24 protein-coding genes are annotated in these 24,947 nt (G+C 67.7%); 10 read left to right on the forward strand and 14 right to left on the reverse strand.

The annotated features are described in order from the left end of the window. Nucleotides 1-92 precede the first annotated feature (92 nt). Entirely contained in the window at nt 93-833 is a 741-nt protein-coding gene (cmoA, locus tag IG194_RS06980) for a carboxy-S-adenosyl-L-methionine synthase CmoA (RefSeq protein WP_058487295.1), read from the forward strand. Then, complete coding sequence (gene cmoB / locus IG194_RS06985) at nt 830-1,798, forward strand: tRNA 5-methoxyuridine(34)/uridine 5-oxyacetic acid(34) synthase CmoB (protein WP_058487296.1); 969 nt, start codon at nt 830-832, stop codon at nt 1,796-1,798. The genes cmoA and cmoB overlap by 4 nt, the downstream gene beginning before the upstream one ends. Before the next feature lie 479 nt (nt 1,799-2,277). Here cmoB and pdxJ read toward each other — a convergent pair whose 3' ends face one another. The 7 genes from pdxJ to lepA all read right to left on the reverse strand — a co-directional run bounded on the left by pdxJ (nt 2,278) and on the right by lepA (nt 8,533). Further along, nucleotides 2,278-3,021, reverse strand: coding sequence for a pyridoxine 5'-phosphate synthase (gene pdxJ / locus IG194_RS06990; RefSeq protein WP_009616458.1), 744 nt, complete (start codon nt 3,019-3,021; stop codon nt 2,278-2,280). Beyond that, nucleotides 3,014-3,718 carry a DNA repair protein RecO gene (gene recO / locus IG194_RS06995; protein ID WP_058487297.1) on the reverse strand — a complete coding sequence of 235 codons (705 nt, stop codon included), beginning with the start codon at nt 3,716-3,718 and terminating at the stop codon, nt 3,014-3,016. The genes pdxJ and recO overlap by 8 nt, the downstream gene beginning before the upstream one ends. A 52-nt stretch (nt 3,719-3,770) precedes the next feature. After that, nucleotides 3,771-4,679 (reverse strand): GTPase Era, encoded by a 909-nt coding sequence (gene era / locus IG194_RS07000; RefSeq protein WP_058487298.1) that lies wholly within the window; start codon nt 4,677-4,679, stop codon nt 3,771-3,773. After that, complete coding sequence (rnc, locus tag IG194_RS07005; protein ID WP_009616452.1) at nt 4,672-5,361, reverse strand: ribonuclease III; 690 nt, start codon at nt 5,359-5,361, stop codon at nt 4,672-4,674. Before rnc ends, era begins: the two co-directional genes overlap by 8 nt. Next, nucleotides 5,358-5,735, reverse strand: a complete 378-nt coding sequence (locus tag IG194_RS07010; RefSeq protein WP_009616451.1) for a DUF4845 domain-containing protein — start codon at nt 5,733-5,735, stop codon at nt 5,358-5,360. Before IG194_RS07010 ends, rnc begins: the two co-directional genes overlap by 4 nt. A 138-nt stretch (nt 5,736-5,873) precedes the next feature. Next, nucleotides 5,874-6,728, reverse strand: coding sequence for a signal peptidase I (gene lepB / locus IG194_RS07015; RefSeq protein ID WP_009616449.1), 855 nt, complete (start codon nt 6,726-6,728; stop codon nt 5,874-5,876). Nucleotides 6,729-6,733: 5 nt separating this feature from the next. Beyond that, nucleotides 6,734-8,533, reverse strand: coding sequence for a translation elongation factor 4 (lepA, locus tag IG194_RS07020; protein WP_009616447.1), 1,800 nt, complete (start codon nt 8,531-8,533; stop codon nt 6,734-6,736). Nucleotides 8,534-8,851: 318 nt separating this feature from the next. Here lepA and IG194_RS07025 point away from each other — a divergent pair, with 318 nt between their 5' ends. Further along, on the forward strand, nt 8,852-11,341 hold the full coding sequence (locus tag IG194_RS07025; RefSeq protein WP_058487299.1) for a TonB-dependent receptor: 2,490 nt from the start codon (nt 8,852-8,854) through the stop codon (nt 11,339-11,341). A gap of 380 nt (nt 11,342-11,721) precedes the next feature. On the opposite strand, the gene IG194_RS07030 is transcribed toward IG194_RS07025, so the two are convergent. From IG194_RS07030 to rpoE, 5 genes are read right to left on the reverse strand one after another with little or no spacing between them, the layout of a single operon-like run. Beyond that, on the reverse strand, nt 11,722-13,137 hold the full coding sequence (locus IG194_RS07030) for a DegQ family serine endoprotease (protein ID WP_009616442.1): 1,416 nt from the start codon (nt 13,135-13,137) through the stop codon (nt 11,722-11,724). Between the two features lie 34 nt (nt 13,138-13,171). Continuing rightward, on the reverse strand, nt 13,172-13,627 hold the full coding sequence (locus IG194_RS07035) for a SoxR reducing system RseC family protein (protein ID WP_058487300.1): 456 nt from the start codon (nt 13,625-13,627) through the stop codon (nt 13,172-13,174). Beyond that, nucleotides 13,624-14,580, reverse strand: a complete 957-nt coding sequence (locus IG194_RS07040; RefSeq protein ID WP_058487301.1) for a MucB/RseB C-terminal domain-containing protein — start codon at nt 14,578-14,580, stop codon at nt 13,624-13,626. Before IG194_RS07040 ends, IG194_RS07035 begins: the two co-directional genes overlap by 4 nt. Before the next feature lie 19 nt (nt 14,581-14,599). Next, nucleotides 14,600-15,187 (reverse strand): sigma-E factor negative regulatory protein, encoded by a 588-nt coding sequence (locus tag IG194_RS07045; RefSeq protein ID WP_043271382.1) that lies wholly within the window; start codon nt 15,185-15,187, stop codon nt 14,600-14,602. Nucleotides 15,188-15,217: 30 nt separating this feature from the next. Beyond that, complete coding sequence (rpoE, locus tag IG194_RS07050; protein WP_009616435.1) at nt 15,218-15,805, reverse strand: RNA polymerase sigma factor RpoE; 588 nt, start codon at nt 15,803-15,805, stop codon at nt 15,218-15,220. Between the two features lie 393 nt (nt 15,806-16,198). On the opposite strand from rpoE, the gene nadB reads away from it, so the two are divergent. The 5 genes from nadB to pdxA all read left to right on the forward strand — a co-directional run bounded on the left by nadB (nt 16,199) and on the right by pdxA (nt 22,143). Continuing rightward, nucleotides 16,199-17,803: an L-aspartate oxidase gene (gene nadB, locus IG194_RS07055; RefSeq protein ID WP_009616433.1), complete on the forward strand. Its 1,605-nt coding sequence runs from the start codon at nt 16,199-16,201 to the stop codon at nt 17,801-17,803. Nucleotides 17,804-17,876: 73 nt separating this feature from the next. Then, on the forward strand, nt 17,877-18,659 hold the full coding sequence (locus tag IG194_RS07060; protein ID WP_009616431.1) for a DeoR/GlpR family DNA-binding transcription regulator: 783 nt from the start codon (nt 17,877-17,879) through the stop codon (nt 18,657-18,659). Between the two features lie 215 nt (nt 18,660-18,874). After that, nucleotides 18,875-19,879, forward strand: coding sequence for a 2-keto-3-deoxygluconate permease (locus IG194_RS07065; protein WP_043314938.1), 1,005 nt, complete (start codon nt 18,875-18,877; stop codon nt 19,877-19,879). After that, the gene (locus tag IG194_RS07070) at nt 19,876-21,123 is read left to right on the forward strand and encodes a four-carbon acid sugar kinase family protein (RefSeq protein ID WP_058487302.1); all 1,248 of its coding nucleotides are present in this window, start codon (nt 19,876-19,878) and stop codon (nt 21,121-21,123) included. Before IG194_RS07065 ends, IG194_RS07070 begins: the two co-directional genes overlap by 4 nt. 18 nt (nt 21,124-21,141) lie before the next feature. Beyond that, nucleotides 21,142-22,143 carry a 4-hydroxythreonine-4-phosphate dehydrogenase PdxA gene (gene pdxA / locus IG194_RS07075; protein ID WP_058487303.1) on the forward strand — a complete coding sequence of 334 codons (1,002 nt, stop codon included), beginning with the start codon at nt 21,142-21,144 and terminating at the stop codon, nt 22,141-22,143. 2 nt (nt 22,144-22,145) lie between these two features. Here pdxA and IG194_RS07080 read toward each other — a convergent pair whose 3' ends face one another. Together IG194_RS07080 and IG194_RS07085 are read right to left on the reverse strand one after the other, a co-directional pair. After that, the gene (locus tag IG194_RS07080; RefSeq protein ID WP_058487304.1) at nt 22,146-22,598 is read right to left on the reverse strand and encodes a protein YgfX; all 453 of its coding nucleotides are present in this window, start codon (nt 22,596-22,598) and stop codon (nt 22,146-22,148) included. Continuing rightward, nucleotides 22,582-22,836 (reverse strand): succinate dehydrogenase assembly factor 2, encoded by a 255-nt coding sequence (locus tag IG194_RS07085; protein ID WP_009616418.1) that lies wholly within the window; start codon nt 22,834-22,836, stop codon nt 22,582-22,584. Before IG194_RS07085 ends, IG194_RS07080 begins: the two co-directional genes overlap by 17 nt. Nucleotides 22,837-22,998: 162 nt before the next feature. Between IG194_RS07085 and IG194_RS07090 the strand changes: the two genes are divergently transcribed. Both IG194_RS07090 and IG194_RS07095 read left to right on the forward strand, forming a co-directional pair. After that, nucleotides 22,999-23,943, forward strand: coding sequence for a YgfZ/GcvT domain-containing protein (locus tag IG194_RS07090; RefSeq protein WP_058487305.1), 945 nt, complete (start codon nt 22,999-23,001; stop codon nt 23,941-23,943). 48 nt (nt 23,944-23,991) lie between these two features. Then, nucleotides 23,992-24,828: an HDOD domain-containing protein gene (locus IG194_RS07095; protein WP_009616407.1), complete on the forward strand. Its 837-nt coding sequence runs from the start codon at nt 23,992-23,994 to the stop codon at nt 24,826-24,828. Nucleotides 24,829-24,947 lie beyond the last annotated feature (119 nt).

Raw genomic sequence — 24,947 nt, forward strand, 5'->3', positions numbered from 1 at the left:
GTTGGGGCGCCCCGCCCGCTCGGCTACAATGCGCACCCCGGCGTCCGAGACTGGCGCCGGCCGTCCGCACCACCGTACCGAGGCCCCACCGCGTGAGCGAGTCTGACCGCATCTTCGCCCAACCCCAGGAACACGTCGCCGACTTCACCTTCAACGAGGACGTGGCGCGCGTCTTCCCGGACATGATCAAGCGCTCGGTGCCGGGCTACCCGACCATCGTCGAGAACATCGGCGTGCTCGGCGCGCGCTTCGCCCAGCCGCACAGCCTGATCTACGACCTGGGCTGCTCGCTGGGCGCGGTGACCCAGGCGCTGCGCCGCCACGTCAGGGCCGACGGCTGCCGGGTGCTGGGCGTGGACAACTCCGCCGCCATGCTGGCGCGCTGCCGCGAGTACCTCAGCGCCCAGGACGCCATGTACCAGGAACTGCTGCCGGCGGACCTGCTGGAGGCGGACATCCTGGCCATGGACTTCCAGAGCTGCTCGCTGGTGGCCATGAACTTCACCCTGCAGTTCATCGAGCCCGGCAAGCGCCTGGAGTTGCTGCAGCGCATCCGCCAGGCCCTGCGGCCCGGCGGCGCGCTCATCCTCTCGGAGAAGCTGCGCTTCAGCGACGACGCCGAGCAGGAGCTGCTGAACGAGCTGCACCTGGACTTCAAGCGAGCCAACGGCTACAGCGAGCTGGAGATCGCCCAGAAGCGCACCGCCATCGAGAACGTGATGCGCCCGGACACCCTGGACGAGCACCGCGAGCGCCTGGCCCGGGCCGGTTTCTCCAAGGTGGTGCCCTGGTTCCAGTGCCTGAACTTCGCCTCGCTGGTCGCCCTGCCATGATCGAACGCTTCGCCCTCGACGGCCTGCGCCGGGAACTGGCCGGCACGCCCCTGCAAGCCTGGAGCGAATCCCTCGCCGCGCAGCTCGCGGCCAAGGTGGCGGACGGCCACGGCGACCTGGAACGCTGGCTGGCCGCCGTCGACCAGTTGCCCGGACTGCGCGCCGAAAGCGTCGAGCTGGCCCGCTGCTTCGCTCTGGAAGGCGCCTGCGACGAGGCCACCCGAGCCGAACTGAAGACGGCCCTGCAAGGGCTGATCCCCTGGCGCAAGGGGCCCTTCGACGTGTTCGGCGTGCACATCGATACCGAGTGGCGTTCGGACTGGAAATGGGAGCGCGTCTCGCCGCACCTGGACCTGGCCGGCAAGCGCATCCTCGACGTCGGCTGCGGCAACGGCTACTACCAGTGGCGCATGCTCGGCGCCGGCGCCCGCAGCGTGGTGGGGGTGGACCCGAACTGGCTGTTCTTCTGCCAGTTCCTGGCCATGAAGCGCTACCTGCCGGAGCTGCCCGCCTGGCACCTGCCGCTCACCCTGGAGGAGCTGCCTTCGAGCCTGGAAGGCTTCGACACCCTGTTCTCCATGGGCGTGCTCTACCACCGCCGCTCGCCCATCGACCATCTCTACGCGCTCAAGGACTGCCTGCGCCGCGGCGGCGAACTGGTGCTGGAAACCCTGGTGGTGGAAGGCGACGTCACCACCGTGCTGGTGCCGGAGGACCGCTACGCGCAGATGCGCAACGTCTGGTTCCTGCCCTCGGTGGCGGCCCTGGAACTGTGGCTGCGCCGCGCCGGCTTCACGGATGTGCGCTGCGTCGACCAGAGCCGCACCACGGTGGAGGAACAGCGTTCCACCCAGTGGATGCGCTACCAGTCGCTGCCGGAATTCCTCGACCCGCACGACCCCAGCAGCACCCTCGAAGGCCTGCCGGCGCCGCTGCGCGCCACCCTGGTGGCGCGTAAGCCCTAGGCCTGCGCACGCGCCCTGCGCGCGAATCGCGGGCAGGGCCCGCTCCTACGGTTCCAGGAAGCACGGCTTTTCGTAGGATGGGTTGAGCTTGCGATACCCATGCGGTTGCGCTGATGGGTATCGCTTCGCTCAATGCCATCCTACGAAAAGCAGCCTCAGCGTAGGGCGTATAACCGTTCGCGGTTATACGCCGATACACCGCCGCCTCCGCCAACGCCGGAGGTTGCGCTGATGGGTATCGCTTCGCTCAACGCCATCCTACGAAAAGCAGCCTCGGCGTAGGGCGTATAACCGTTCGCGGTTATACGCCGATACATCGCCGCCTCCGCCAACGCCGGAGGTTGTGGTGATGGATATCGCTTCGCTCAACGCCATCCTACGAAAAGCAGCCTCGGCGTAGGGCGTATAACCGTTCGCGGTTATACGCCGATACACCGCGGCCTCCACCAACGCCGAGGCCGCGCCCGGCCCCCTAGGGCTCAGCGCTTGGCCGCCGCCACGATCAGCGCTTTCATCTCCGCCACCGCCTGCTTGAAGCCGACGAACAGCGCGTGGGCCACCAAAGCGTGGCCGATGTTCAGTTCGTTGATCCCGGCGATCGCCGCCACCGCCTCTACGTTGTGGTAGTGCAGCCCGTGGCCGGCGTTGACTATCAGCCCGTGGGACAGGCCGGCCTCCACGCCGTCGCGGATGCGCGCCAGCTCCAGCGCGGTTTCCGCCGCGCCGTGGGCGTCGGCGTAGCGTCCGGTGTGCAGTTCGATGGCCGGCGCGCCGACGCGGGCGGAGGCCTCGATCTGCCGCGGGTCGGCGTCGATGAACAGCGACACCTCGCAGCCGGCGGCGGCCAGGCGCTGCACCGCGGCGTGGATGCGCGCCTCCTGGCCGGCCACGTCCAGGCCGCCCTCGGTGGTCAGTTCCTGGCGGGTTTCCGGGACCAGGCAGACGTGGGCCGGGCGGATCGCCTCGGCGAAGGCCAGCATCTCCTCGGTCACGCCCATCTCGAAGTTCATGCGCGTCTGCAGCACCTCGGCGAGCACGCGCACGTCGCGGTCCTGGATGTGCCGGCGGTCCTCGCGCAGGTGCACGGTGATGCCGTCGGCGCCGGCTTCCTCGGCGTCCAGCGCCGCTTTCACCGGGTCCGGGTAGCGGGTGCCGCGGGCCTGGCGCAGGGTCGCGACATGATCGATGTTGACGCCGAGGAGGATGCGGTTGGCTTCAGTCACGGGGAGGTTCCTTGCGATTCATGAAGAGTTCGCGGCTGACCAGCGGTCGGCCGCCGAGGTGCGGCGCCAGGGCCTGGCGCATCAGGCGCTTGGCCGCGGCCAGGGCGCCGGGGGCGCTCCAGTCGGCCTCGGCCATGGCCAGCAGGTCGGCGCCGTGGAACAGGCCCGGCTGGAAGCCGCCCACCGGCTCCAGGCCGGCGTCGGGCAGCAGGCGGTAGAGGCCGCCGGGGACGATATCTTGTCCGACAATATCGCGATCGAGGGCGAAACCATAGCCCAGCTCGTCCAGCAGCCGCCATTCGAAGGCACGCAGCAAGGGCTCCAGCGGGCGCCCGGCGGCCAGCGCCGGCAGGGTCGCGCGGTAGTGCTCGAACAGCCCGGGATGGGCGACCTCGGCCGGCAGCACGCGAATCAGCAGTTCGTTGAGGTAGAGGCCGCTGAACAGCGCCTCGCCCACCAGCAGGTTGGGGATGCCGGCGGCTTCCAGGCGGCTGACGTTCTTCAGCTCGCCGCGGCCGCGAAACTCCGCCTCCAGCGGCACGAACGGCCGCGCCAGCGCCCCGGACTTGCCGCGCGCGCCGCGCAACACCGCGCGCAGGCGGCCTTCGGGGGTGAAGAAGTCCACCAGCGCGCTGGTTTCCTTGTACGGGCGGCTGTGCAGGATGAAGGTCGGCAGGGGAACGCTGACGAGGCTCATGCGCGGGTGCGGCCTTCAGGCGGCCCGTTGGAGCGGGCCGCGCGGGTGGGTGTCAGAGGTCGCCGTAGCCGAGCGAGCGCAGGGCGCGTTCGTCGTCGGACCAGCCGCCCTTCACCTTGACCCAGAGGTTGAGCATGACCTTGGAGTCGAACAGCACTTCCATGTCCTTGCGCGCGCTCTGGCCGATGCTTTTGATGCGCTCGCCCTTGTCGCCGATGATGATCTTCTTCTGCCCTTCGCGTTCCACCAGGATCAGCGCGTGGATGTGCAGCACGCGGCCTTCCTGCTTGAACTCCTCGATCTCCACGGTGATCTGGTAGGGCAGCTCGGCGCCGAGCTGGCGCATGATCTTCTCGCGCACCAGCTCGGCGGCGAGGAAGCGGCTGCTGCGGTCGGTGATCTGGTCTTCGGGGAAGAAGTGCTCGCTTTCCGGCAGGCGCTCGGCCACCAGTTTTTCCAGCAGGTCTAGGTTCTGCCCGTGCTGGGCGGAGATCGGCACCACTTCGGCCTTGGGCAGTTGCTCGGTGAGCCATTGCAGGTGCGGCAGCAGTTCGGCCTTGTCTTCCAGGCGGTCGACCTTGTTCACCGCGATCAGCACCGGGCAACTGACGTGCTGCACGCGGTCCAGGACCATCTGGTCCTCGTCGGTCCAGCGCAGGCGGTCGACGACGAAGATCACCACGTCGACGTCCTTCAGCGCGGCGCTGGCGGAGCGGTTCATGTAGCGATTCAGCGCCTTGTCGTTGTCCTTGTGCAGGCCGGGGGTGTCGACGTACACCGCCTGCACCGCGCCTTCGGTCTTGATGCCGAGCAGGGTGTGGCGGGTGGTCTGCGGCTTGCGCGAGGTGATGGCCAGCTTCTGCCCGAGGATGTGGTTGAGCAGCGTCGACTTGCCCACGTTGGGGCGGCCGACGATGGCGACGTAGCCGCAGCGGCTGATGTCGTCGTGTTGTTCAGTCATGGCCATTCTCCACGCCCAGGGCCACCAGCGCGGCGGCGGCGGCCACCTGCTCGGCGATGCGGCGGCTGCCGCCGTGCCCGTGGGTCTTGTCGTTCAGCAGGGCCACTTCGCACTCGACGAAGAAGGTCCGGCAATGCGGTTCGCCCTGGATGTCCACCACGTCGTAGCGCGGCAGCTCGCAGGCGCGCGACTGCAGGAACTCCTGCAGGCGCGTCTTGGGGTCCTTGTTGGTGTCCACCGGGGTCAGCTCGCGCAGTTGCGGGCCGAGCCAGGCGAGGATGCGCTCGCGCGCGGAATCCATGCCGGTGTCCAGGTAGATGGCGCCGATCAGCGCTTCCATGGCGTCGGCGAGGATCGACTCGCGGCGGAAACCGCCGCTCTTGAGCTCGCCCGAGCCCAGGCGCAGGTAGTCGCCCAGTTCGAAGCCACGGGCCAGCAGGGCCAGGGTCTCGCCCTTGACCAGCCGCGCGCGCAGGCGCGACAGCTGGCCCTCGCGGGCCTGCGGGAAGTGGCTGAACAGGGCTTCGCCGATGACGAAGTTGAGGATGGCGTCACCGAGGAACTCCAGGCGCTCGTTGTTGCGCCCGGCGAAGCTGCGATGGGTCAGGGCCAGGACCATCAGGTCCTGGTCCTTGAAGGTGTAGCCGAGCTTGCGCTCGAGTCGATCCAGGGTATTGCTCACGGCGTTCTTACACGGAATTCTTTGTCGAAGTGGACCACCAGGTCGAGGTTCTCGATCAGCGGCTCGCGTTTTTCATACTTCAGGTGCGCGCGGAACTCGTTGTTGTCCTGTTCCACGGTCAGCGCGTCCTCGAGCTTGAGGTCGCGGATGTTGTTGATGGTCAGCGCCTTGTCCACGTAAGAGTAGAACTCCGGGACGCTGCGCACATCCGCCGCCTTGTCGGTTTCCACCGATTTGATGGCCTTCTCGATGGCGTAGTAGTCGAGGTAGTGCGGAATGATCTTGAATGCGGTACTGGCCAGGAAGGCCACAATGGCCAGCACCACCAGCCAACCCAGCAACGACATCCCCTTCTGCGAACCTGCGTACTTCATGCTGACCTCATGTCGGTATGGTTCTCATCCCCCGCCACCGGCGGTTCCAAGTGCAAGCGGGGCAGACCCGCTCCCCGCGTGCCGCCCCGCCCTTCGTTCTAGCACCGACCGGCGGCCGGCGCTCGACGCATCTCACATTCAGTGAATCACGCCGACCCGCGAGAAGTTCGGCAGGTTGCGCAGTTTCGGGTCCGGCCAGCTCATCCACACGGCGAAGGCCTTGCCGACGATGTTGCGGTCCGGAACCATGCCCAGCAGCTCCTTCGGGATCTTCGGATCGTTCCAGTAGCGGCTGTCGTTGGAGTTGTCGCGGTTGTCGCCCATCATGAAGTAGTGCCCGGCGGGTACCGTCCACTCCTTGCCGGGCTCCACGCGGTAGCGCGTCATTTCCTTGCGGATCAGGTGCTCGGCCTCGCCCAGCTTCTCCTGGTAGAGGGTCACGCTGCCCAGGCTGCCCGGCTCCTCGCCGATCAGTTGCTCGGCCACCAGCTGGTCGTTGACGTACAGGCGCTTGTCGCTGGTGTAGCGGATGCGGTCGCCCGGCACGCCGACCACGCGCTTGATGTAGTTGATGTTCGGGTCGCTGGGGTAGCGGAACACCATGACGTCACCGCGCTGCGGGTCGCCGACCGGGATCACCTTGGCATCCAGCACCGGCAGGCGGATGCCGTAGGCGAACTTGTTGACCAGGATGAAGTCGCCGACCTCGAGGGTGGGCTTCATCGAGCCGGAGGGGATCTGGAACGGCTCGACCAGGAAGGACCGCAGCACCAGCACGATGAACAGCACCGGGAAGAAGGACTTGCCGTACTCGATCAGCACGGGTTCCTTGTTCAGCTTGTCCAGCACTTCCGGATCGGGCTCGGTGACCGAGCCCTGGTAGGCGGAGATGGCGGCCCGGCGGCGCGGTGCGAAAAGCACCAGGTCGACCAGGGCCAGGGCGCCGCACAGGGCGACGGCGATCACCAGCAACAGCGGGAAATTCAGCGTCATAGAATCTAACTGTCCACTTTGAGCACGGCGAGGAAGGCTTCCTGGGGAATCTCCACGCTACCGACCTGCTTCATCCTTTTCTTACCGGCCTTTTGCTTCTCCAGCAGCTTGCGCTTACGGCTCACGTCACCACCGTAGCACTTGGCCAGCACGTTCTTCCTGAGCGCCTTGACCGTCGAGCGGGCGATGATCTGCCCGCCGATGGCCGCCTGAATCGCGACGTCGAACATCTGACGCGGGATCAGTTCCTTCATCTTCTCCACCAGCTGGCGCCCCTTGTAGGGGGCGTTGTCGCGGTGGACGATCAGGGCGAGGGCGTCCACCTTCTCGCCGTTGATCAGCACGTCGAGACGGACCAGGTTGGCCGGCTCGAAGCGGTCGAAGCTGTAGTCCAGCGAGGCGTAGCCGCGGCTGGTCGACTTCAGACGGTCGAAGAAGTCCAGCACCACTTCGTTCATCGGCAGGTCGTAGATCACCTGGACCTGGCCGCTGAGGAAGTGCATGTCACGCTGCACACCGCGTTTCTCGATGCACAGGGTGATGACGTTGCCCAGGTGCTCCTGAGGCACAAGGATGGTGGCCCGGCAGATGGGCTCGCGCATCTCGTCGATGGACGAAAGGTCGGGCAGCTTGGACGGGTTGTCGACATAGAGGATGTCGCCGTTCTTCTGCACGATCTCGAAGATTACGGTGGGCGCCGTGGTGATCAGGTCCAGGTCGTATTCGCGCTCCAGGCGCTCCTGGATGATCTCCATGTGCAGCATGCCGAGGAAGCCGATGCGGAAGCCGAAGCCCAGGGCCTCGGAGCTTTCCGGCTCGTACTGCAGGGCGGCGTCGTTCAGCGTCAGCTTCTGCAGGGCTTCGCGGAAGTCCTCGAAGTCGTCGGAGCTGACCGGGAACAGGCCGGCGTAGACCTGCGGCTTGATGCGCTTGAAGCCGGGCAGCACGGCCACGTCGGGGGTGGTGCTGAGGGTCAGGGTGTCGCCCACGGGCGCGCCGTGGATGTCCTTGATGCCGGCGATGATGAAGCCCACTTCGCCGGCCTTGAGGTCCGGCGTCTCGGTGTGCTTGGGCGAGAACACGCCGACGCTGTCCACCTGGTGCAGCTTGCCGGTGGACTTCACCAGGATCTTGTCGCCCTTCTTGACGCGGCCGTGCTTGACGCGCACCAGCGAGACCACGCCCAGGTAGTTGTCGAACCAGGAGTCGATGATCAGCGCCTGCAGCGGCGCCTCGATCTCGCCCTCGGGCGCCGGGATGGTCTGCACCAGGCGTTCGAGCACCTCGTCCACGCCCATGCCGCTCTTCGCCGAGCAGGCCACGGCGTCGGTGGCGTCGATGCCGATGATGCTTTCGATCTCGTCCTTCACGCGGTCCGGGTCGGCCTGCGGCAGGTCCATCTTGTTCAGCACGGGCATGACTTCCAGGCCCTGCTCGATGGCGGTGTAGCAGTTGGCCACCGACTGCGCCTCGACGCCCTGGCCGGCGTCCACTACCAGCAGCGCGCCCTCGCAGGCGGCCAGGGAGCGGCTGACTTCGTAGGTGAAGTCGACGTGGCCGGGGGTGTCGATGAAGTTCAGCTGGTAGGTCTTACCGTCCTTGGCCTTGTAGTACAGGGTGACGCTGTGGGCCTTGATGGTGATGCCCCGCTCGCGCTCCAGGTCCATGGAGTCGAGGACCTGCGCTTCCATCTCGCGGTCGGACAGACCACCGCACATCTGGATGAAGCGGTCGGCCAGGGTCGACTTGCCATGGTCGATGTGGGCGATGATGGAGAAGTTGCGGATATGACTCAGGTCACTCACGGCTTGACACACTCGGAAGGCTGAAGGCGGCGATCCGCCGAAAAATAGCCGGGGAGTTTACCTGAATCCGCAGCCAGGCGTCACCCTGCGCCGCAGCGCTGCCGACGCCCAGCGGCCGCCATCCAGTACGTTCGTACGATGCGCCCGCATCCAACGTAGGATTTTCCCACCCCACCCAGGGCCCTAGTGTCCTCCGTGCAGCCGCACGCCGGCCAAGGCCCCCCCTCCCCACCGAGCACCTGCGCGCCTGGCCCTGGCGCGGCGGAGCGATTCGGCCGCGCCGCTCCATAACGCCAACAAGAACCAGGAAGCACTGCCATGCCCAGACGCCACCTCTTCGGCCCGAGTGCCCTCGTCCTGCTCGTGGCCCACGCCGCCGGCCTCGCCCTGCCCGCCCGCGCCGCGGACGGCGAGCAGCCCCTGTCGCTCGGGCAGAGCGAGGTGATCAGCAGCCTGCCGCTGCCCTCGCTGGGCGTTTCCCGCGACCGGATCGCCGCGCCGGTGCAGACCTTCAGCGGCGAGGACATGCAGAAAAGCCAGGCGCTCGACCTGGCCGACTACCTCAAGCGGCGCAGCGCCGGGGTCTACGTCAACGAGATCCAGAACAACCCGCTGCAGCCGGACATCAATTACCGCGGCTTCACCGCCTCGCCGCTGCTCGGCACGCCCCAGGGGCTGTCGCTGTACCTCGACGGCGTGCGCATGAACCAGCCGTTCGGCGACGTCGTCAGCTGGGACCTGATCCCCGACAACGCCATCGCCGGCGCACAACTGATGCCCGGCAGCAACCCGCTGTTCGGCCTCAACACCCTGGGCGGCGCGCTTTCGGTGCAGACAAAGAATGGCCGCGACAACCCCGGCGGCGCCGTCCAGGCCACCCTGGGCTCCTATGGGCGCAGGATCGGCGAGGCCGAATACGGCGGCAGCGAGGGGCAATGGGACTGGTTCTTCGCCGGCACCCATTTCGAGGAAGACGGCTGGCGCGACCACTCCGACTCCGACGCGCAGCAGCTGTTCGGCAAGCTCGGCTGGCAGGGCGAAGCCACCGACCTGAAGCTGACCTACAGCTTCGCCGACAGCGACCTCAACGGTAACGGCATGGTCCCCGAGAGCTTCCTGCGCCGCGACCGCGACAGCGTGTACACCTACCCGGACAACACGCAGAACACCGCCAACTTCCTCAACCTGCAGTGGAACCACGACTACAGCGACGACCTGAGCGCTTCCGGCAACCTCTACTACCGCCACATCAAGACCGACACCTTCAACGGCGACATCAACGACGAGTCCCTGCCCGAGGGCATCGGCGAAGCCGGGCAGAACATCCTCCCGACGGCCGGCAGCTACACCACCGCGGCGAACCTGGCGGCCTGCATCGCGCAGTTCGAGGCGGGCGGCGAGCCCGGCGAGAAATGCACCGGGATGATCAACCGCACCAGTACCACGCAGAGCAACATCGGCCTGTTCGAGCAGTTCTCGCTGCGCAACCGCCTGTTCGGCAAGGAAAACCTGCTGTCCCTGGGCGGCGGCTTCGACTACAGCCAGGTACGCTTCCGCCAGTCGGCCGAATACGGCGCGCTCACCGCCGACCGCGGCATCGTCGGTACCGGCGTGTACGCCGAAGCCGGCAACGCCTTCAACCTCGACGGCGAACTGGACGACCGCGCCGCGCGGCTGAAGGGCAACACCCGCACCTGGAGCCTCTACGGCAGCGACACCCTGAGCCTGGCCCCGACGCTGGATCTCACGCTGTCCGGGCGCTACAACGCCATCTCGGTGCGTAACCACGACCAACTGTCCCACTACGAACTCGACGGCGACGCCCTGGGCGATACCGTCGACGAGAACGCCTCGCTCAGCGGCAAGCACAGCTTCAACCGCTTCAACCCGGCCATCGGCCTGACCTTCCGCCCGACGCCCAGCCTGACCACCTACGTCGGCTACAGCGAAGGCAGCCGTGCCCCGACCACCATCGAACTGGGCTGCGCCAACCCCGAGTCGCCCTGCCGCCTGCCCAACTCCATGGCCGGCGATCCGCCGCTGGAACAGGTGGTGACGCGCACCTGGGAAGCCGGCCTGCGCGGCCTGATCGGCGACAACATGCAGTGGAACGCCGGGCTGTTCAGCGCGCGCAACAGCAACGACATCATGTTCGTGTCGTCCAGCACCAGCGGCAGCGGCTACTTCGCGAACTTCGGCGAAACCCGCCGGCGCGGCATCGAAACCGGCATTTCCGGGAACTGGGGCGACTGGGCGCTGGCCGCCGACTACACCTTCATCGACGCCACCTACCGCTCGGGCGAAACTTTCCTGGGCGAGGCCAACAGCAGCGCGGAGGACGGCAACATCAGCGTGAAGTCCGGCGACCGCATTCCGCTGATCCCGCGCAACATCCTCAAGCTGTCGGCCGACTACGCGGTGACCGAGCGCCTGAGCCTCGGCGCCGATGCCATCAGCGTCTCCGGCTCCTACGTGCGCGGCAACGAGAACAACGACCACCAGAGCGGCGGCCTGTACCAGGGCGGCGGCGAGATCGGCGGCTACACCGTGTTCAACCTCAACGGCGCCTACCAGCTCACCCCGGCCTGGCGCGTCTTCGCCCAGGTCAACAACCTGTTCGACCGTGAGTACGCCACGGCCGGCATGCTTGGCGCCAATCCGTTCGACGACAATGGCGTGATGCGTACCGATGGCGCTGCCGGCAATGGCACGGTCAATGGCAGGCGCAGCAATTCTGTGGGGGAGACATTCGTTGCTCCGGGGGCGCCGCGTACCGCCTGGCTGGGGGTGCGCTGGGCGTTCCGCTGAGCCGCGCTGAATGCGCCTAAGAAAAAACGCCGTTTCCTGAGGGGGAAACGGCGTTTTTCATTTGGCCTTCAGAGGTATTCCGGTGCGCCCGGAGGTTTCTGCGTGCGGCGTTATCCGCCGAATCGCGGACAGAGCCCGCTCCTACGCTTCCAGGAAGCACGGCTTTTCGTAGGATGGCGTTGAGCGAAGCGATACCCATCAGCGCAACCGCATGGGTTTCGCAAGCTCAACCCATCCTACGAAAAGCACCTCGACGCAGACAGTTGCTCCTACGGTTCAGGGAAGCACGCCGTAGGAGCGGGCTCCGTCCGCGGTTGGATTCATCGGCCACACCGGATGCCCCTGTGGCACGACCCTTTTCCGGCCTACCTATCCGCCAGTCATTCCCCCAGCTTGAAGGTGATGAAGCTGGCACGCCCCTGGCGCAGAACGCGCATGGACACCGACTTGCCCTTCGGCAGCGCCTTGGCGATGTCGGAGAAGGCCTTGGCGGAATCCACCGTGCGGTTGTTCAGGTGGGTGATGACGTCGCCCGGACGCAGGCCGATCATCGCCGCCGGGCCGTCCTGGACGTCCTTGATCACCACGCCGCCCTTGATGTCCAGCGACTTGCGCTGTTCGGCGGTGAGGTCGGCGACGGTCACGCCCATGCGGTTGCTGCTGCGCTCGGCGCCCTGCCCTTCGACGGCGGCGACTTCGTCGTCCTCGTCCGGCAGGTTGCCGATGGTCATGTTCAGGGTCTTGCGCGAACCATCGCGGAACACGTCCAGGGCCGCCTTGTCGCCCGGCTTCATGCCGCCGACCAGGTGCGGCAGGTCGGCCGACTCGTTGATGGTCTGGCCGTTCAGGCTGAGGATCACGTCGCCGACCTGCAGGCCGCCCTTGGCCGCCGGGCCGTCCTGCACCAGTTGGGCCACCAGGGCGCCGGCCGGCTTGTCCAGGCCGAGGGATTCGGCGAGGTCCTTGCTGACTTCCTGGATCACCACGCCCAGCCAGCCGCGGCTGACCTTGCCGCCTTTCTTCAACTGGTCGGCCACGTTCATGGCGACGTCGATCGGGATGGCGAAGGACAGGCCCATGAAGCCGCCGGAGCGGGTGAAGATCTGCGAGTTGATGCCGACCACCTCGCCCTGCAGGTTCAGCAGCGGGCCGCCGGAGTTGCCCGGGTTGATGGCCACGTCGGTCTGGATGAAGGGCACGTAGTTCTCGTTCGGCAGGCTGCGGCCCTTGGCGCTGACGATGCCGGCGGTCACCGAGTGGTCGAAGCCGAACGGCGAGCCGATGGCCAGCACCCACTCACCGACCTTGAGCTTGTCGGAATCGCCCAGCTTGAGGGTCGGCAGGCCCTTGGCCTCGATCTTCAGCAGGGCCACGTCGCTGCGCGGATCGGCGCCGATCAGCTTGGCCTTGTGCTCGCTGCGGTCGGACAGGCGCACGACGATCTCGTCGGCGTCGGCGACCACGTGGTTGTTGGTCAGGACGTAGCCATCATCGGAAATGATGAACCCCGAACCCAGGGATTGCGCCTCGCGCTGCGCCCCACGCGGCGGGCGTTGGCCACGCGGCATGCTGCGCTCGATGAAGTCGCGGAACATCGGCGGCAGGCCTTCCAGGTCGGGCATCTGAGCGCTGGCGACCTGGTCCGGCACCTTCTGGGTGGTACTGATGTTCACTACGGCCGGCGAAGCCTTCTCCACCAGCGGGGTGAAATCCGGCAATTCGGCGCGGGCGACCACCGACAGGCTCAAGGCCAGCAGGGCGACCATCGCGGCCATACTGCGTTTCAGGGTTTGCATGGACTACTGCTCCCGTATTCAAAGGGAAGTGGACTTAGGCGGGGCCCTCGGCCCCTGTGACCAGCGTGCGCAGCACAACCGGCTGCAACGCCGGGTCATCCGAATGGCGCCGGGCATGGCGCCGTACCCACAGCCAGGTCACGAGGAAACCCGCGAGGCCGGCCAGGATCAACCAGGGCTCGGCGAGGCCGGCGCACCACGCGAGCAGCGTAGCGGCGAACAGGCCGAGCAGGGGGAATAGATAGAACATCAGGGCGCATTTCAACAAGAGGTCCTCGCGTATGCCGAGCACCACCTCGTCACCCACCCCGAGCTGGAAAGCAGAAAGGGCGCGGACTTCGCCGCGCCCCGCAGAGGAGCCCAATTGCTGCAACAATCCCTGGCCGCATCCGGCCTTGGCGCTGCAGGCTGAGCAGGTGCCCTGGCGCAGCGTCTGGACCCGCACCGCTGCGGATTCGACGCCGATCACCCGCCCCCGCTCTTCGATCACTGCGCGGCGGCTCCCTGGGCGGGCGCCTGCGGACGCACCGACATGGCGATGCGTTCGGCGGTCCCGGTGGGAATCTCGCCGACAACGGTGACCATCATGCCGCCATCTTCGGTGTTGAGGCGTTTGGACACCACCGAGGTCGGGCCCAGCTGGGTGCGCGCGTCGTCGATCCTGGCGCCGTGCAGCGGCTCGATGAAGATCGAAAAACGCGCCAGGCCATCGCCGTAGTCCATGCTGACGACGCGGTCGTCCGATACCGGACTGCGGCGCTCATAGGTGTTGTTCAGGGTGAAACCCGGCGGCACCCATTCCGAGCGCCAGTTGCTGGCGACCGGGGCGTCCGGCTTGCCCGCGGGAACCGCCTGGCAGGCCTCGGAGGGCTGCAGGCCGCTGTCGTCCGGCGCCGCGGTGCTGAACTGGGTGAACTGCAGGCGTTCCAGCGGCTGACCCTTGTCGTTGAGCAGCAGCGACTTCAGCGGCAAGCCGGTTTCCTGGTCCAGGTGCAGCTCGAAGCCGTAGCGGTACTGGTCGCGGGGGATCAGCCCGATCACCGTGGCCGCGCGCCCGGCGATGCGGGACTGGCCGACCATGCGGATGTCGTACCAGGAAGCCAGGTCGTCCGAGACCAGCTTGCGCACCGGCCATAGCTGCCCGGCGCCCAGCTGCCCGGCCATGCCGCCGGCGATGCACTGGGTCACGCCATCGCGCTTGACCACTTCCTGGCGCGGGCCGTCCAGCTGCAGCCAGTGCTCGCGCACCGAGCCGTCGGGCTCGACCAGACGCCAGACCTCATGGGTGGAGAAGATGCCGTTGCGCTCGTAGACGAAGGTGCCCTGGAAGCTTTGTCGCTGCTGGCCCTCGGTCAGCCGCTTGACCCACGCCTGAACGTCGGCGGCCTGTACCGGCATTGCCAGCAGACCGCCCAGGAAGAACAACAGGAAGGTGGCGCGCATGACGCTCCTTAAAGGGGTTTCAGCGACTTTCCAGGCTGGCGGCTCGCGCGTAAGGCAGGGCGCTGTCGGCACCGTTCACCGCCGACTGCTGGGCATGCTGGCGGAGATATCCCGGAAGACGCTGTTCATGCCAGGTGGTGGGGCTGCCCGCGCCACCAGTGATGACCTGCGGTGCGTCCTCGTCCTGGCTGTAGCCGGCCAGTACCGCCGGGCCCTGCACCTGCGGCAGGGTGATCTGCGGCGTGGCGCCTTGCTGGGCCAGGCTCGGAGCAACGCTATCATTCTGATGGTATAGACGAACACCCGCCAGCACGGCCAGTGTCACCGATGCGGCGACCGCCACGCGCCCGACGTTGCGCCACGGATTGCGCCGCGGCTGTGCCGGGGCGGCCTCCTCGGCCAGCGCAGCCGATACCGCGGCGGCGATGTCCAGCTTGGGCAGCACCGGCTCGCGGTGCATCACCGACCGGGCCAGTTGATAGCGCGACCAGGCGGCACGCATTTCCGCGTCTTCACCGCAGGCTGCGAGTACCCGGCGCAGTTCGAGTTCGTCCGCTTCGTTATCCATCAGTGCGGACAGCGACTCCTGCAGGGCTTCACGACTCATGGCGTACCTCTCTTGGCTGTTCCGCCGTATTCAGGGCTGTTCATCATGCAGCAACGGCTGCAAGGCTTTGTCTATCGCTTCCCGCGCACGGAAGATCCGTGAGCGGACCGTACCCACCGGGCATTGCATCACGGTGGCGATATCCTCGTAGCTCAATCCCTCGAATTCGCGCAGGGTCAATGCCGTGCGCAGGTCCTCTGGCAGTTGCTGGATGGTGCGATGGACCGTTTCCTCGATCTCGTCCCGCAACATTGCCCGTTCCGGCGATTCGATGTCCTTCAGGGCGTGGTCGCCATCGAAGAACTCCGCATCCTCGGCTGTCACATCGCTGTCCGGTGGTCGCCGACCGCGCGCCACCAGGTGGTTCTTCGCGGTATTGATGGCGATCCGGTACAACCAGGTATAGAAGGCACTGTCACCGCGGAAGTTGCCCAAGGCGCGATACGCCTTGATGAAAGCCTCCTGCGCAACGTCCTGGGCTTCCTGGGCGTCGTGCACGAACCGCACGATCAACCCGAGGATCTTGTGCTGGTATTTCAGCACCAGCAGATCGAAAGCCCGTTTGTCTCCGCGCTGTACCCGTTCAACCAGTTGCTGATCCTGTTCCTGGGTTAGCATGCATGCTCCTCAACAAGCCCGGAGGAGCTGCGAGCACCCTGCAGAATCGCTCTGCCAAGATAGACTCGGATGTCTTGCAAAAGTTCTCCCCTCCAAGCGTACGCCGCACAGTTTTTTTGTCGCTTCACCGCGACCCGGCCGGACCCATTGTCCAAGCCCTTGAAAATCCACTGCAATCGGCGAACAACCACAGCCTTCTCGCGCGTCGGGAACCCCGTTGCAAGAAGGTTTCGGACATTCACCGTTAGAACCAGAAAGACTGAAATAGTTCCACCTGCCGCCCCTGGCGCATGAACGCGGGGCTTGCGCCAGAAATACGGCGGCAGGCACAAGGCCGCTATTGTGCCGATCCCCCCTTCTATATACTAGGCCGCCACCAATCGGAATCCGGGCATGAGCGAGCACTTTCATCACGACGTCCTTGTGATCGGCAGCGGGGCCGCGGGCCTCAGCCTGGCCCTGACATTGCCGCAGCACCTGCGCATCGCCGTGCTGAGCAAGGGGGAACTGTCCCAGGGCTCGACCTTCTGGGCCCAGGGCGGGGTCGCCGCGGTGCTGGACGACACCGACACCGTCGAGTCCCACGTGCAGGACACCCTGGACGCCGGCGCCGGCCTGTGCCGGGAAGACGCCGTGCGCTTCACCGTCGAGCACAGCCGCGAGGCCATCCAGTGGCTGATCGACCAGGGCGTGCCCTTCACCCGCGACAGCGAGGCGGGCCGCGAGGACAACGGCTTCGAATTCCACCTCACCCGCGAGGGCGGCCACAGCCACCGGCGCATCATCCATGCCGCCGACGCCACCGGCGCGGCCATCTTCAACACCCTGCTGGAACAGGCCCGGCAGCGCCCGAACATCGAGTTGCTGGCGCAGCGCGTGGCGGTCGACCTGATCACCGAACGCAAGCTCGGCCTGCCCGGCCAGCGCTGCCTCGGCGCCTACGTGCTGAACCGCGACAGCGGCGAGGTGGACACCTTCTCGGCGCGCTTCACCGTGCTCGCCTGCGGCGGCGCCAGCAAGGTCTACCTCTATACCAGCAACCCGGACGGCAACTCCGGCGACGGCATCGCCATGGCCTGGCGCGCCGGCTGCCGCGTCGGCAACCTGGAATTCAACCAGTTCCACCCCACCTGCCTGTACCACCCGCAGGCCAAGAGCTTCCTCATCACCGAGGCGCTGCGCGGCGAAGGCGCCTACCTGCGCCTGCCCAACGGCGAGCGCTTCATGAAGCGCTTCGACCCGCGGGCCGAACTGGCCCCGCGGGACATAGTCGCGCGCGCCATCGACCACGAGATGAAGCGCCTGGGCGTGGACTGCGTGTACCTGGACATCAGCCACAAGCCGGCCGAGTTCATCAAGGAACACTTCCCCACGGTGTACGAGCGCTGCCTGACCTTCGGCATCGACATTACCCGCGAGCCCATCCCGGTGGTGCCGGCCGCCCACTACACCTGCGGCGGCGTGCTGGTGGACGAGCACGGCCACACCGACGTGCCGCACCTCTACGCCATCGGCGAGACCAGCTTCACCGGCCTGCACGGCGCCAACCGCATGGCCAGCAACTCGCTGCTGGAGTGCTTCGTCTACGCCCGCTCCGCCGCCGCCGACATCCAGGCGCGCCTGGAAAGCACCCCGGCCACCCCGGCCCTGCCGAGCTGGGACGCAAGCCAGGTCACCGACTCGGACGAGGACGTGATCATCGCGCACAACTGGGACGAACTGCGGCGCTTCATGTGGGACTACGTCGGCATCGTGCGCACCACCAAGCGCCTGCAGCGCGCCCAACACCGCGTGCAGATGCTGCTCAGCGAGATCGACGAGTTCTACAGCAACTACAAGGTCAGCCGCGACCTGATCGAATTGCGCAACCTCGCCGTGGTCGCCGACCTGATCATCCGCTCGGCCATGCAGCGCCACGAAAGCCGCGGCCTGCACTACACCCTGGACTACCCGGGGCTACTGCCCGAGGCGCGCGACACCATCCTCAGCCCCCGCTAGCCCGCCCCGCCCGCCACCGCGGGCGGCCTGCGCAACGGCCAACCGGCAGCCCCGACAGCAAAGCGAGACCGCCATGAAACCGACCGACCGCCAGCGCGCCATCCTCGACCTCGTTCGCCACCGCGACACCAGCGTGGAAGAACTGGGCGCCGCCCTGGGCGTTTCGGAGGCCACTGTGCGCCGCGACCTCAGCCTGCTGGCCCAACAGCGGCGGCTGGTGCGGACCCACGGCGGCGCCACCGCGCTGATCGGCACCCACGAGCCGGAAGCCAGCCTGGAGGAGCGCAACGCCAGCCACCGCGAGGAAAAGGTGGCCATCGCCCGGGCCGCGGCCGCGCACATCCGCGAGGGCGACAGCATCTTCCTCGACAGCGGCACCACCTGCGCGGCGCTGGCGGCGCATCTGCGCACGTTGCAGAACCTGCACGTCATCACCAACAACCTGCTGGCGCTCACCGCGCTGGCCAATGCCCCGGGCGTGCGGATCACCCTGATCGGCGGCGATCTGCGCAGCACCGGCATGAGCACCTTCGGCCCGCTGGCGGAACTGTCGCTGAGCCGGCTGAGCTTCGACCGCGCCTTCCTCGGCGCCGACGGCGTCGTCGCCGGGTTCGGCCTCTGCGAAGCCAGCGCCCAGCAGGCCTACCTCAAGGAATGCGTGATCAGGCGGGCGGCCGAGGTGTACATACTGGCCGACGCCGAGAAGCTGGGCCGCGCGCGCCAGCAGCACTGGACGCCGCTGGAGCGGGAATGGCGCCTGATCACCTCGACGCCGGACGAAAGAACGCTCGAACCCTTCCGCCAGTTGCCCATGGCCACCGTCGAACTGGCGCCGGCCAGCCCCTCCGCCCGCTGAAGCCCGCCCCTTCTCGCACCCCGCCCAGCCCTCCAGCCGCCACCCTCCGCGACCTGCCAGCCATCCTCTACTGATCGAAATGCGCAAGCTCATGATTGACTTGCGCAGGACTTGTCCTTTAAATCGCATCCTTATGATCGAATCAATCATAAAAATGAGCGATTCGATCAAATTCCCCTACAACAAGTCGAACAAGAACGAACAGGTACCTGCCCATGATCCAGATCCCGATCAAGCGCACGATCGAGCGTATTCCCGGCGGCATGATGATCGTCCCGCTGCTGCTCGGTTCGCTGGTGGCCACCTTCGCGCCGGACACGCCGAAATTCTTCGGCTCCTTCACCAATGCCCTGTTCACCGGCGCGCTGCCCATACTCGCGGTGTTCTACGTCTGCATGGGCGCGAGCATCAACGTCCGCACCACGCCCTACCTGCTGAAGAAAGGCGGCGCGCTGTTCGCGACCAAGGTCGGCACGGCGATGCTCCTCGGCATCCTGCTCGGCCAGTTCCTGGGGGAACAACCCATCTCGGCCGGGTTCTTCGCCGGCCTGTCCACGCTGGCCGTGGTGGCGGCGATGAACGACACCAACGGCGGCCTGTACATGGCACTGATGGGCCAATACGGCCGCCCCGAGGACGTCGGCGCCTATTCGGTGATGTCCCTGGAGTCCGGCCCCTTCCTGACCATGCTCACCCTGGGCGTCGCCGGGCTCTCGGCCTTCCCCTGGCCGACCTTGCTGGGGGCGATACTGCCGCTGCTGCTGGGCATCCTCATCGGCAACCTGGACCGTGAAATGCGCGAATTCCTCGGCAAGGCGGTGCCGGTGCTGATCCCCTTCTTCGCCCTCGCCCTGGGCGCCAGCCTGGACCTGCACAAGGTCTGGCAGGCCGGCGTGCTCGGCCTTCTGATGGGCGTGGCGGTGGTGGTGCTGACCGGCATCCCGCTGTACTTCGCCGACCGCCTGACCGGCGGCACTGGCGTCGCCGGCGCCGCGGCGGCTACCACGGCGGGCAATGCCGCGGCCGTGCCGGCCCTGGTCGCCGCCGCCAACCCGGTCTACGCCCCGGCCGCCGCCAGCGCCACCATGCTGGTCGCCTCCTGCGTGGTGGTCACCGCCATCCTCACGCCCGTGCTGGTCTCCACCCTGGCCAAGCGCGTCAGACAGCGGGCCGAAAGCGCCGGGCAGCGCGACTCGATGGCGCCGGAGTCGCCTCGATGAACATGCTGATCATCGCCGACGACCTGTCCGGCGCGGCGGACTGTGCCGTGGGCTTCGCCAGCCGCGGCTGGCGAAGCCTGGTGATGCTCGACGCCCGGCCGACGCAGGCGCAGGTCGAGGTCATCGCCGTGGACACCGACAGCCGCCGCCTTGATGCGGCACAGGCCGCGCAGCGCAGCGTCGCGGCCTTCCATGCCCTGGCCAGGCCGGGCCAGCGGCTGTACAAGAAGATCGACTCGACCCTGCGCGGCAACTGGGCCGCGGAAGTCGCCGCGCTGCATCCCTTGGCGGGCCTGGCGCTGGTCGCCCCCGCCTTTCCGGAAATGGGCCGCACGGTGCGCGACGGCCAGGTGCTGGTGCACGGCGCGCCGCTGGAAAGCACCGACACCTGGCGCCTGGAACATGCCGATGCGCCGGCCGACATGGCCAGGATGCTCGGCGCCGCCGGGCTGCGCGTCGAACACTGCGCGCTGGAACAGCTGCGCCAGTCGGCGGCGCAAGTGGCCCGGATCATCCAGTCGGCCATGGAGCGCGGCGTCCAGGCCCTGATCTTCGACGCCGAGACGGCCGAGGACCTGCGCCTGCTGGCACGGGAAACGGCGGAGGCGGAACTCCGGGCGTTCTGGGTCGGCTCCGGGGGCCTGGCAAGGCAGATAACCGAAGCGCCTGCGCCCTCCTCTTCGCAGGCAATCCCCGCCGAGGCCGGGCATCCCCCATCGCAGCTGTCGACCGTAGTGCTGGCCGGCAGCCTTTCCGCCATCGCCGACCGGCAATGCGAGGAACTCCAGCGGCGCAGCGACATCCGCCAGCTCAGCCTGCCGCCGGCCGTGCTGCGCCAGGGCAGCGAGCATGCCGACTGGCCGGACTGGCAGGCGCAGGTGGGCGCGCTGCTCGAACAAGGCCGCGACCTGCTGCTGCGCATCGGCCGCGACGAACGCCCCGATCCCGCCGAGGGCGCCCTGCTTTCGGCCAATCTCGCCGCCCTGCTCAAGCCGCATTTCCATCGGGTCGGCGGCCTGGTCGCCACCGGCGGCGAAACCGCGCGGGCGATGCTCGGCGCGGTCGGCATCGACGGCCTGCAACTGGTCGGCGAGATCGAGGCCGGCAGCGTCCTCAGCCATCCCCTGGCCCCGGCGGGCGGCCACCGGCCCGGCATCGTCACCAAGGCCGGCGCCTTCGGCAGCCCCGAAGCCCTCTATCGCGCGTGGCGCCACCTGCGCGACGCGCAACAGTCCCCCTCCTGAATTCAGAGTGCCCCACCCATGAACGACTATCTTCCCGTAATCGGCATCACCATGGGCGACGCCGCCGGCGTCGGACCGGAGATCATCGTCAAGAGCCTGGCCAGCGTCGGGCTCCACCGATTCTGCCGCCCCCTGGTGATCGGCGATGCGCAGCGCCTGGAGAAGGCCGACCGGCTGCTCGGCGGGCTGGCCCGGGTACGGCGCATCGAGGATGCCGACGACGCCCGCTTCGAGCCGGGCGTGATCGACTGCATCGACCTCGGGCTCATCCCCGACGACCTGCCCTTCGGCGTGCTCTCCCCCGTGGCGGGGGATGCGGCCTACCAGTACGTCGCCCGCGCGGTGGACCTGGCCAAGGCCGGGAAGATCGACGCCATCTGCACCGCCCCGCTGAACAAGGAGGCCCTGCACGCCGGCGGCCACAAGTTTCCCGGCCACACCGAGCTGCTCGCCCACCTGACCAACGTCGACGAGGTCTCGATGATGCTGGTGGCCCCCAAGCTGCGCGTCATCCACGTCACCACCCACATCGGCATCATCGACGCCATACGCCGCATCGAGCCCGGCCTGGTGCAGCGCACCATCGAACGCGGCCACGAGACCCTGGTGCGCTCCGGCATCCCGCAGCCGCGCATCGGCGTCTGCGGCATCAACCCGCACGCCGGGGAAAACGGTCTGTTCGGCTACGGCGAAGAGGAAGAAAAGATCATCCCCGCCGTCAGCCTGCTGCAGGCGCGGGGCCTGGACGTCACCGGCCCGCTGCCGGCCGACACCCTGTTCTACCGCGCCGGCCGCGGCGACTTCGACCTGGTGGTGGCCATGTACCACGACCAGGGGCACGGCCCGGTGAAGGTCCTCGGGCTGGAAGCCGGGGTGAACGTCACGGTCGGCCTGGACGTGGTGCGCACCTCGGTGGACCACGGGACCGCCTTCGACATCGCCGGCAAGGGCATCGCCGACGAACGCAGCCTGCTGGAGGCGCTACGCCAGGGCGCGGAGCTGGCGAACAGGCCGCGCTGAAGCTACTGCGGCGCCGCCCATCTTCCCCGACTGAAGCGCAGCCGCACGCGCAGACGGCGGTGGGCCTGCGCCGCCAGGCTGTCGGCCGGCAGGCACAGGCCGCGGCTCAGGCGCTGGCCCGGCAGGCGGAAGCGCAGCACGATCAGCGCCGGCAGCGCGAGGCTGTCGGCGCGCAGTTGCACCGCCTGCCAGCCGTCGGCCGGGCTCCACAGCTGCCAGCCGTCGGCGTCGTGGCGTAAAGCGCGGTAGGCGTGGCGGCTGCGCAGCAGGACCTGGCGCGGCAGCACCCACAGGGCATGGATCAGGCAGAGCAGCAGGCCGGCGACCTGCCAGAAGGCGGGAATGGCGGCCAGATACAGCGCCGCCACGGCGAGCGCCTGGCTCGCCAGGTAGGCCGCCAGCAGCCGCTCGGACGGCCGCCAGTGGCACTCGAAAGGCTCACTTCGGTTGGACACGGTCCAGGATCATGCGCACGATGTGGCGCAGGTCGGCGTCTTCCGGCTCGCCGCGCTGCATGAACCAGCCGAACATGTCCTGGTCCTCGCATTCCAGCAGCATACGGAAGCGCGCCTGGTTCTCGGCGTCCAGGCCCGGGTAGACCTCCTGCACGAAGGGCACCAGCAGCACGTCCAGCTCCAGCATGCCGCGGCGGCTGTGCCAGAAGAGTCGTTTCAGTTCGGTTTCGTCGGTCATCTGCGGGTCCTCGGCGCTACATCGGAAACCCCACGGTGCGGCGCCTGCCGGATTCCGTGAAGCGAGCGGCATTATACGCATGCCCTCGCCTGGCGGCACCCGCTGACAAGCGCAGGCCCCGGCTCTATGATGGAAAGCCTAACTTTCTTCCAGCGACCCGCAATGGCCGATTCCGCGTTCTACACCGCCCTGACCCACGAAGGAGTCCTCGCCGTCCGTGGCGCGGACGCCGCCAAGTTCCTGCAGGGGCAGTTGACCTGCAACCTCAACTACCTCGATGCCACGACTTCCAGCCTGGGCGGCCGCTGCACGCCCAAGGGGCGCATGACCTCCAGCTTCCGCATCGTCGCCGAGGGCGACGGCTACCTGCTGGCGCTGGCCGCCGAGCTGCTGGAAGGGCAACTGGCCGACCTGAAGAAGTACGCCGTGTTCTCCAAGGCCAGCCTGAGCGACGACAGCGCCGCCTGGCTCCGCTTCGGCCTGAGCGGCGGCGACGCCGTGCTCGCCGGTCTCGGCCTGGAACCGCCCGCCGAGGCCGACCGCGTGGCGCGCAACGGTGATTTGCTGGCCATCGGCCTGGGCCATGGCCGCGCCGAACTCTGGGTGCCGGCGGCCCGCGCCGGCGAAGTGCGCGAGGCGCTCGACGCCGGCCTGGACGAAGGCACCCTCAACGACTGGCTGCTGGGCCAGGTGCGCGCCGGCGTCGGCCAGGTCTTCGGCGCCACCCGCGAGCTGTTCATCCCGCAGATGATCAACCTGCAGGCGGTCGGCGGCGTGAGCTTCAAGAAGGGCTGCTACACCGGCCAGGAAATCGTCGCGCGCATGCAGTACCTCGGCCGCCTCAAGCGCCGCCTGCACCGCCTGGCGCTGGACGCCGCCGAGCTGCCCGAGCCGGGCGCCGCGCTGTTCTCGCCGGTGCACGGCAGCAGCGTCGGCGAAGTGGTGCTGGCCGCCCGCGCCGCCGAAGGCATCGAGCTGCTGGCGGTGCTGCAGGACGACGCCGTGGCCGACGGCCGCGTGCGCCTCGGCCAGGCCGAGGACGGCCCGGCCCTGCGCCTGCTGACGCTGCCCTACGTTCTCGACAGCGACCGCGAAATCCAGCGCTGACCGAATCGCCTGCCGGGTGGGGAGCCCGGCGTCCCTCAAGGAACTGCCATGAGCAAGCTTGCCGAAAAAGTACAACAGGAACTGCTGCGGGCCATCGACAACGACGAACTGGTGCTGCCCACCCTGCCCGAGGTGGCGCTGCGGGTCCGCGAGGCGGCGGAGGACCCGGACGTCAGCATCCATGACCTGGCCCGGGTGATCGGCAACGACGCCGCGCTCACCGCGCGCATCATCAAGGTGGTGAACAGCCCGCTGCTGCGCACCAACAAGGAAATCACCGACCTGCAGATGGCCATCGGCCGCCTGGGCATCAACTACACCAGCAACCTGGCCACGGGCCTGGCCATGGAGCAGATGTTCCAGGCCACCTCCGACGTGGTCGACCGCAAGATGCGCGAGGTGTGGAACAAGAGCGTCGAGGTCGCCGGCATCTGCCACGCGCTGTGCCGCCACTACACCCGGCTGATGCCCGACCAGGCGACCCTCGCCGGCCTGGTGCACCAGATCGGCGTGCTGCCGATCCTCACCTACGCCGAGGAGAACAGCGAACTGCTGGCCGACTCCATCAGCCTCAACCACGTGATCGAGCGCATCCACCCGGTCATCGGCGACCGCATCCTCAAGGCCTGGGAATTCCCCGCGCCCATCGCCGAAGTGCCCGGCCACTACCTGGACTTCACCCGCGACTCCGCCAAGGCCGACTACGTGGACATCGTCCAGGTCGCCACCCTGCAGAGCTACCTGGGCAGCCAGCATCCCTTCACCGAAATGGACTGGAGCGACATCCCGTCCTTCGCCAAGCTGGGCATCGACCCGCAGGCCAACCTCAACGAGGACGAGGACCTGTCGGCCGCCATGGAGGCGGCGATGGGGATGTTGCAGTAGGCTGCCGGTCCGGCATTGGCGCGGGCTCTTCGGAGGAGCGAGCTTGCTCGCGAATAGCGTTCTACCGGAAAGGTTTGGTGTCGCTCCGAAGAGCGCCCTCTCCCTAACCCTCTCCCTGA

Source organism: Pseudomonas sp. ADPe (assembly GCF_014843515.1).
GTDB classification, from domain to species: Bacteria; Pseudomonadota; Gammaproteobacteria; order Pseudomonadales; family Pseudomonadaceae; genus Pseudomonas; species Pseudomonas citronellolis.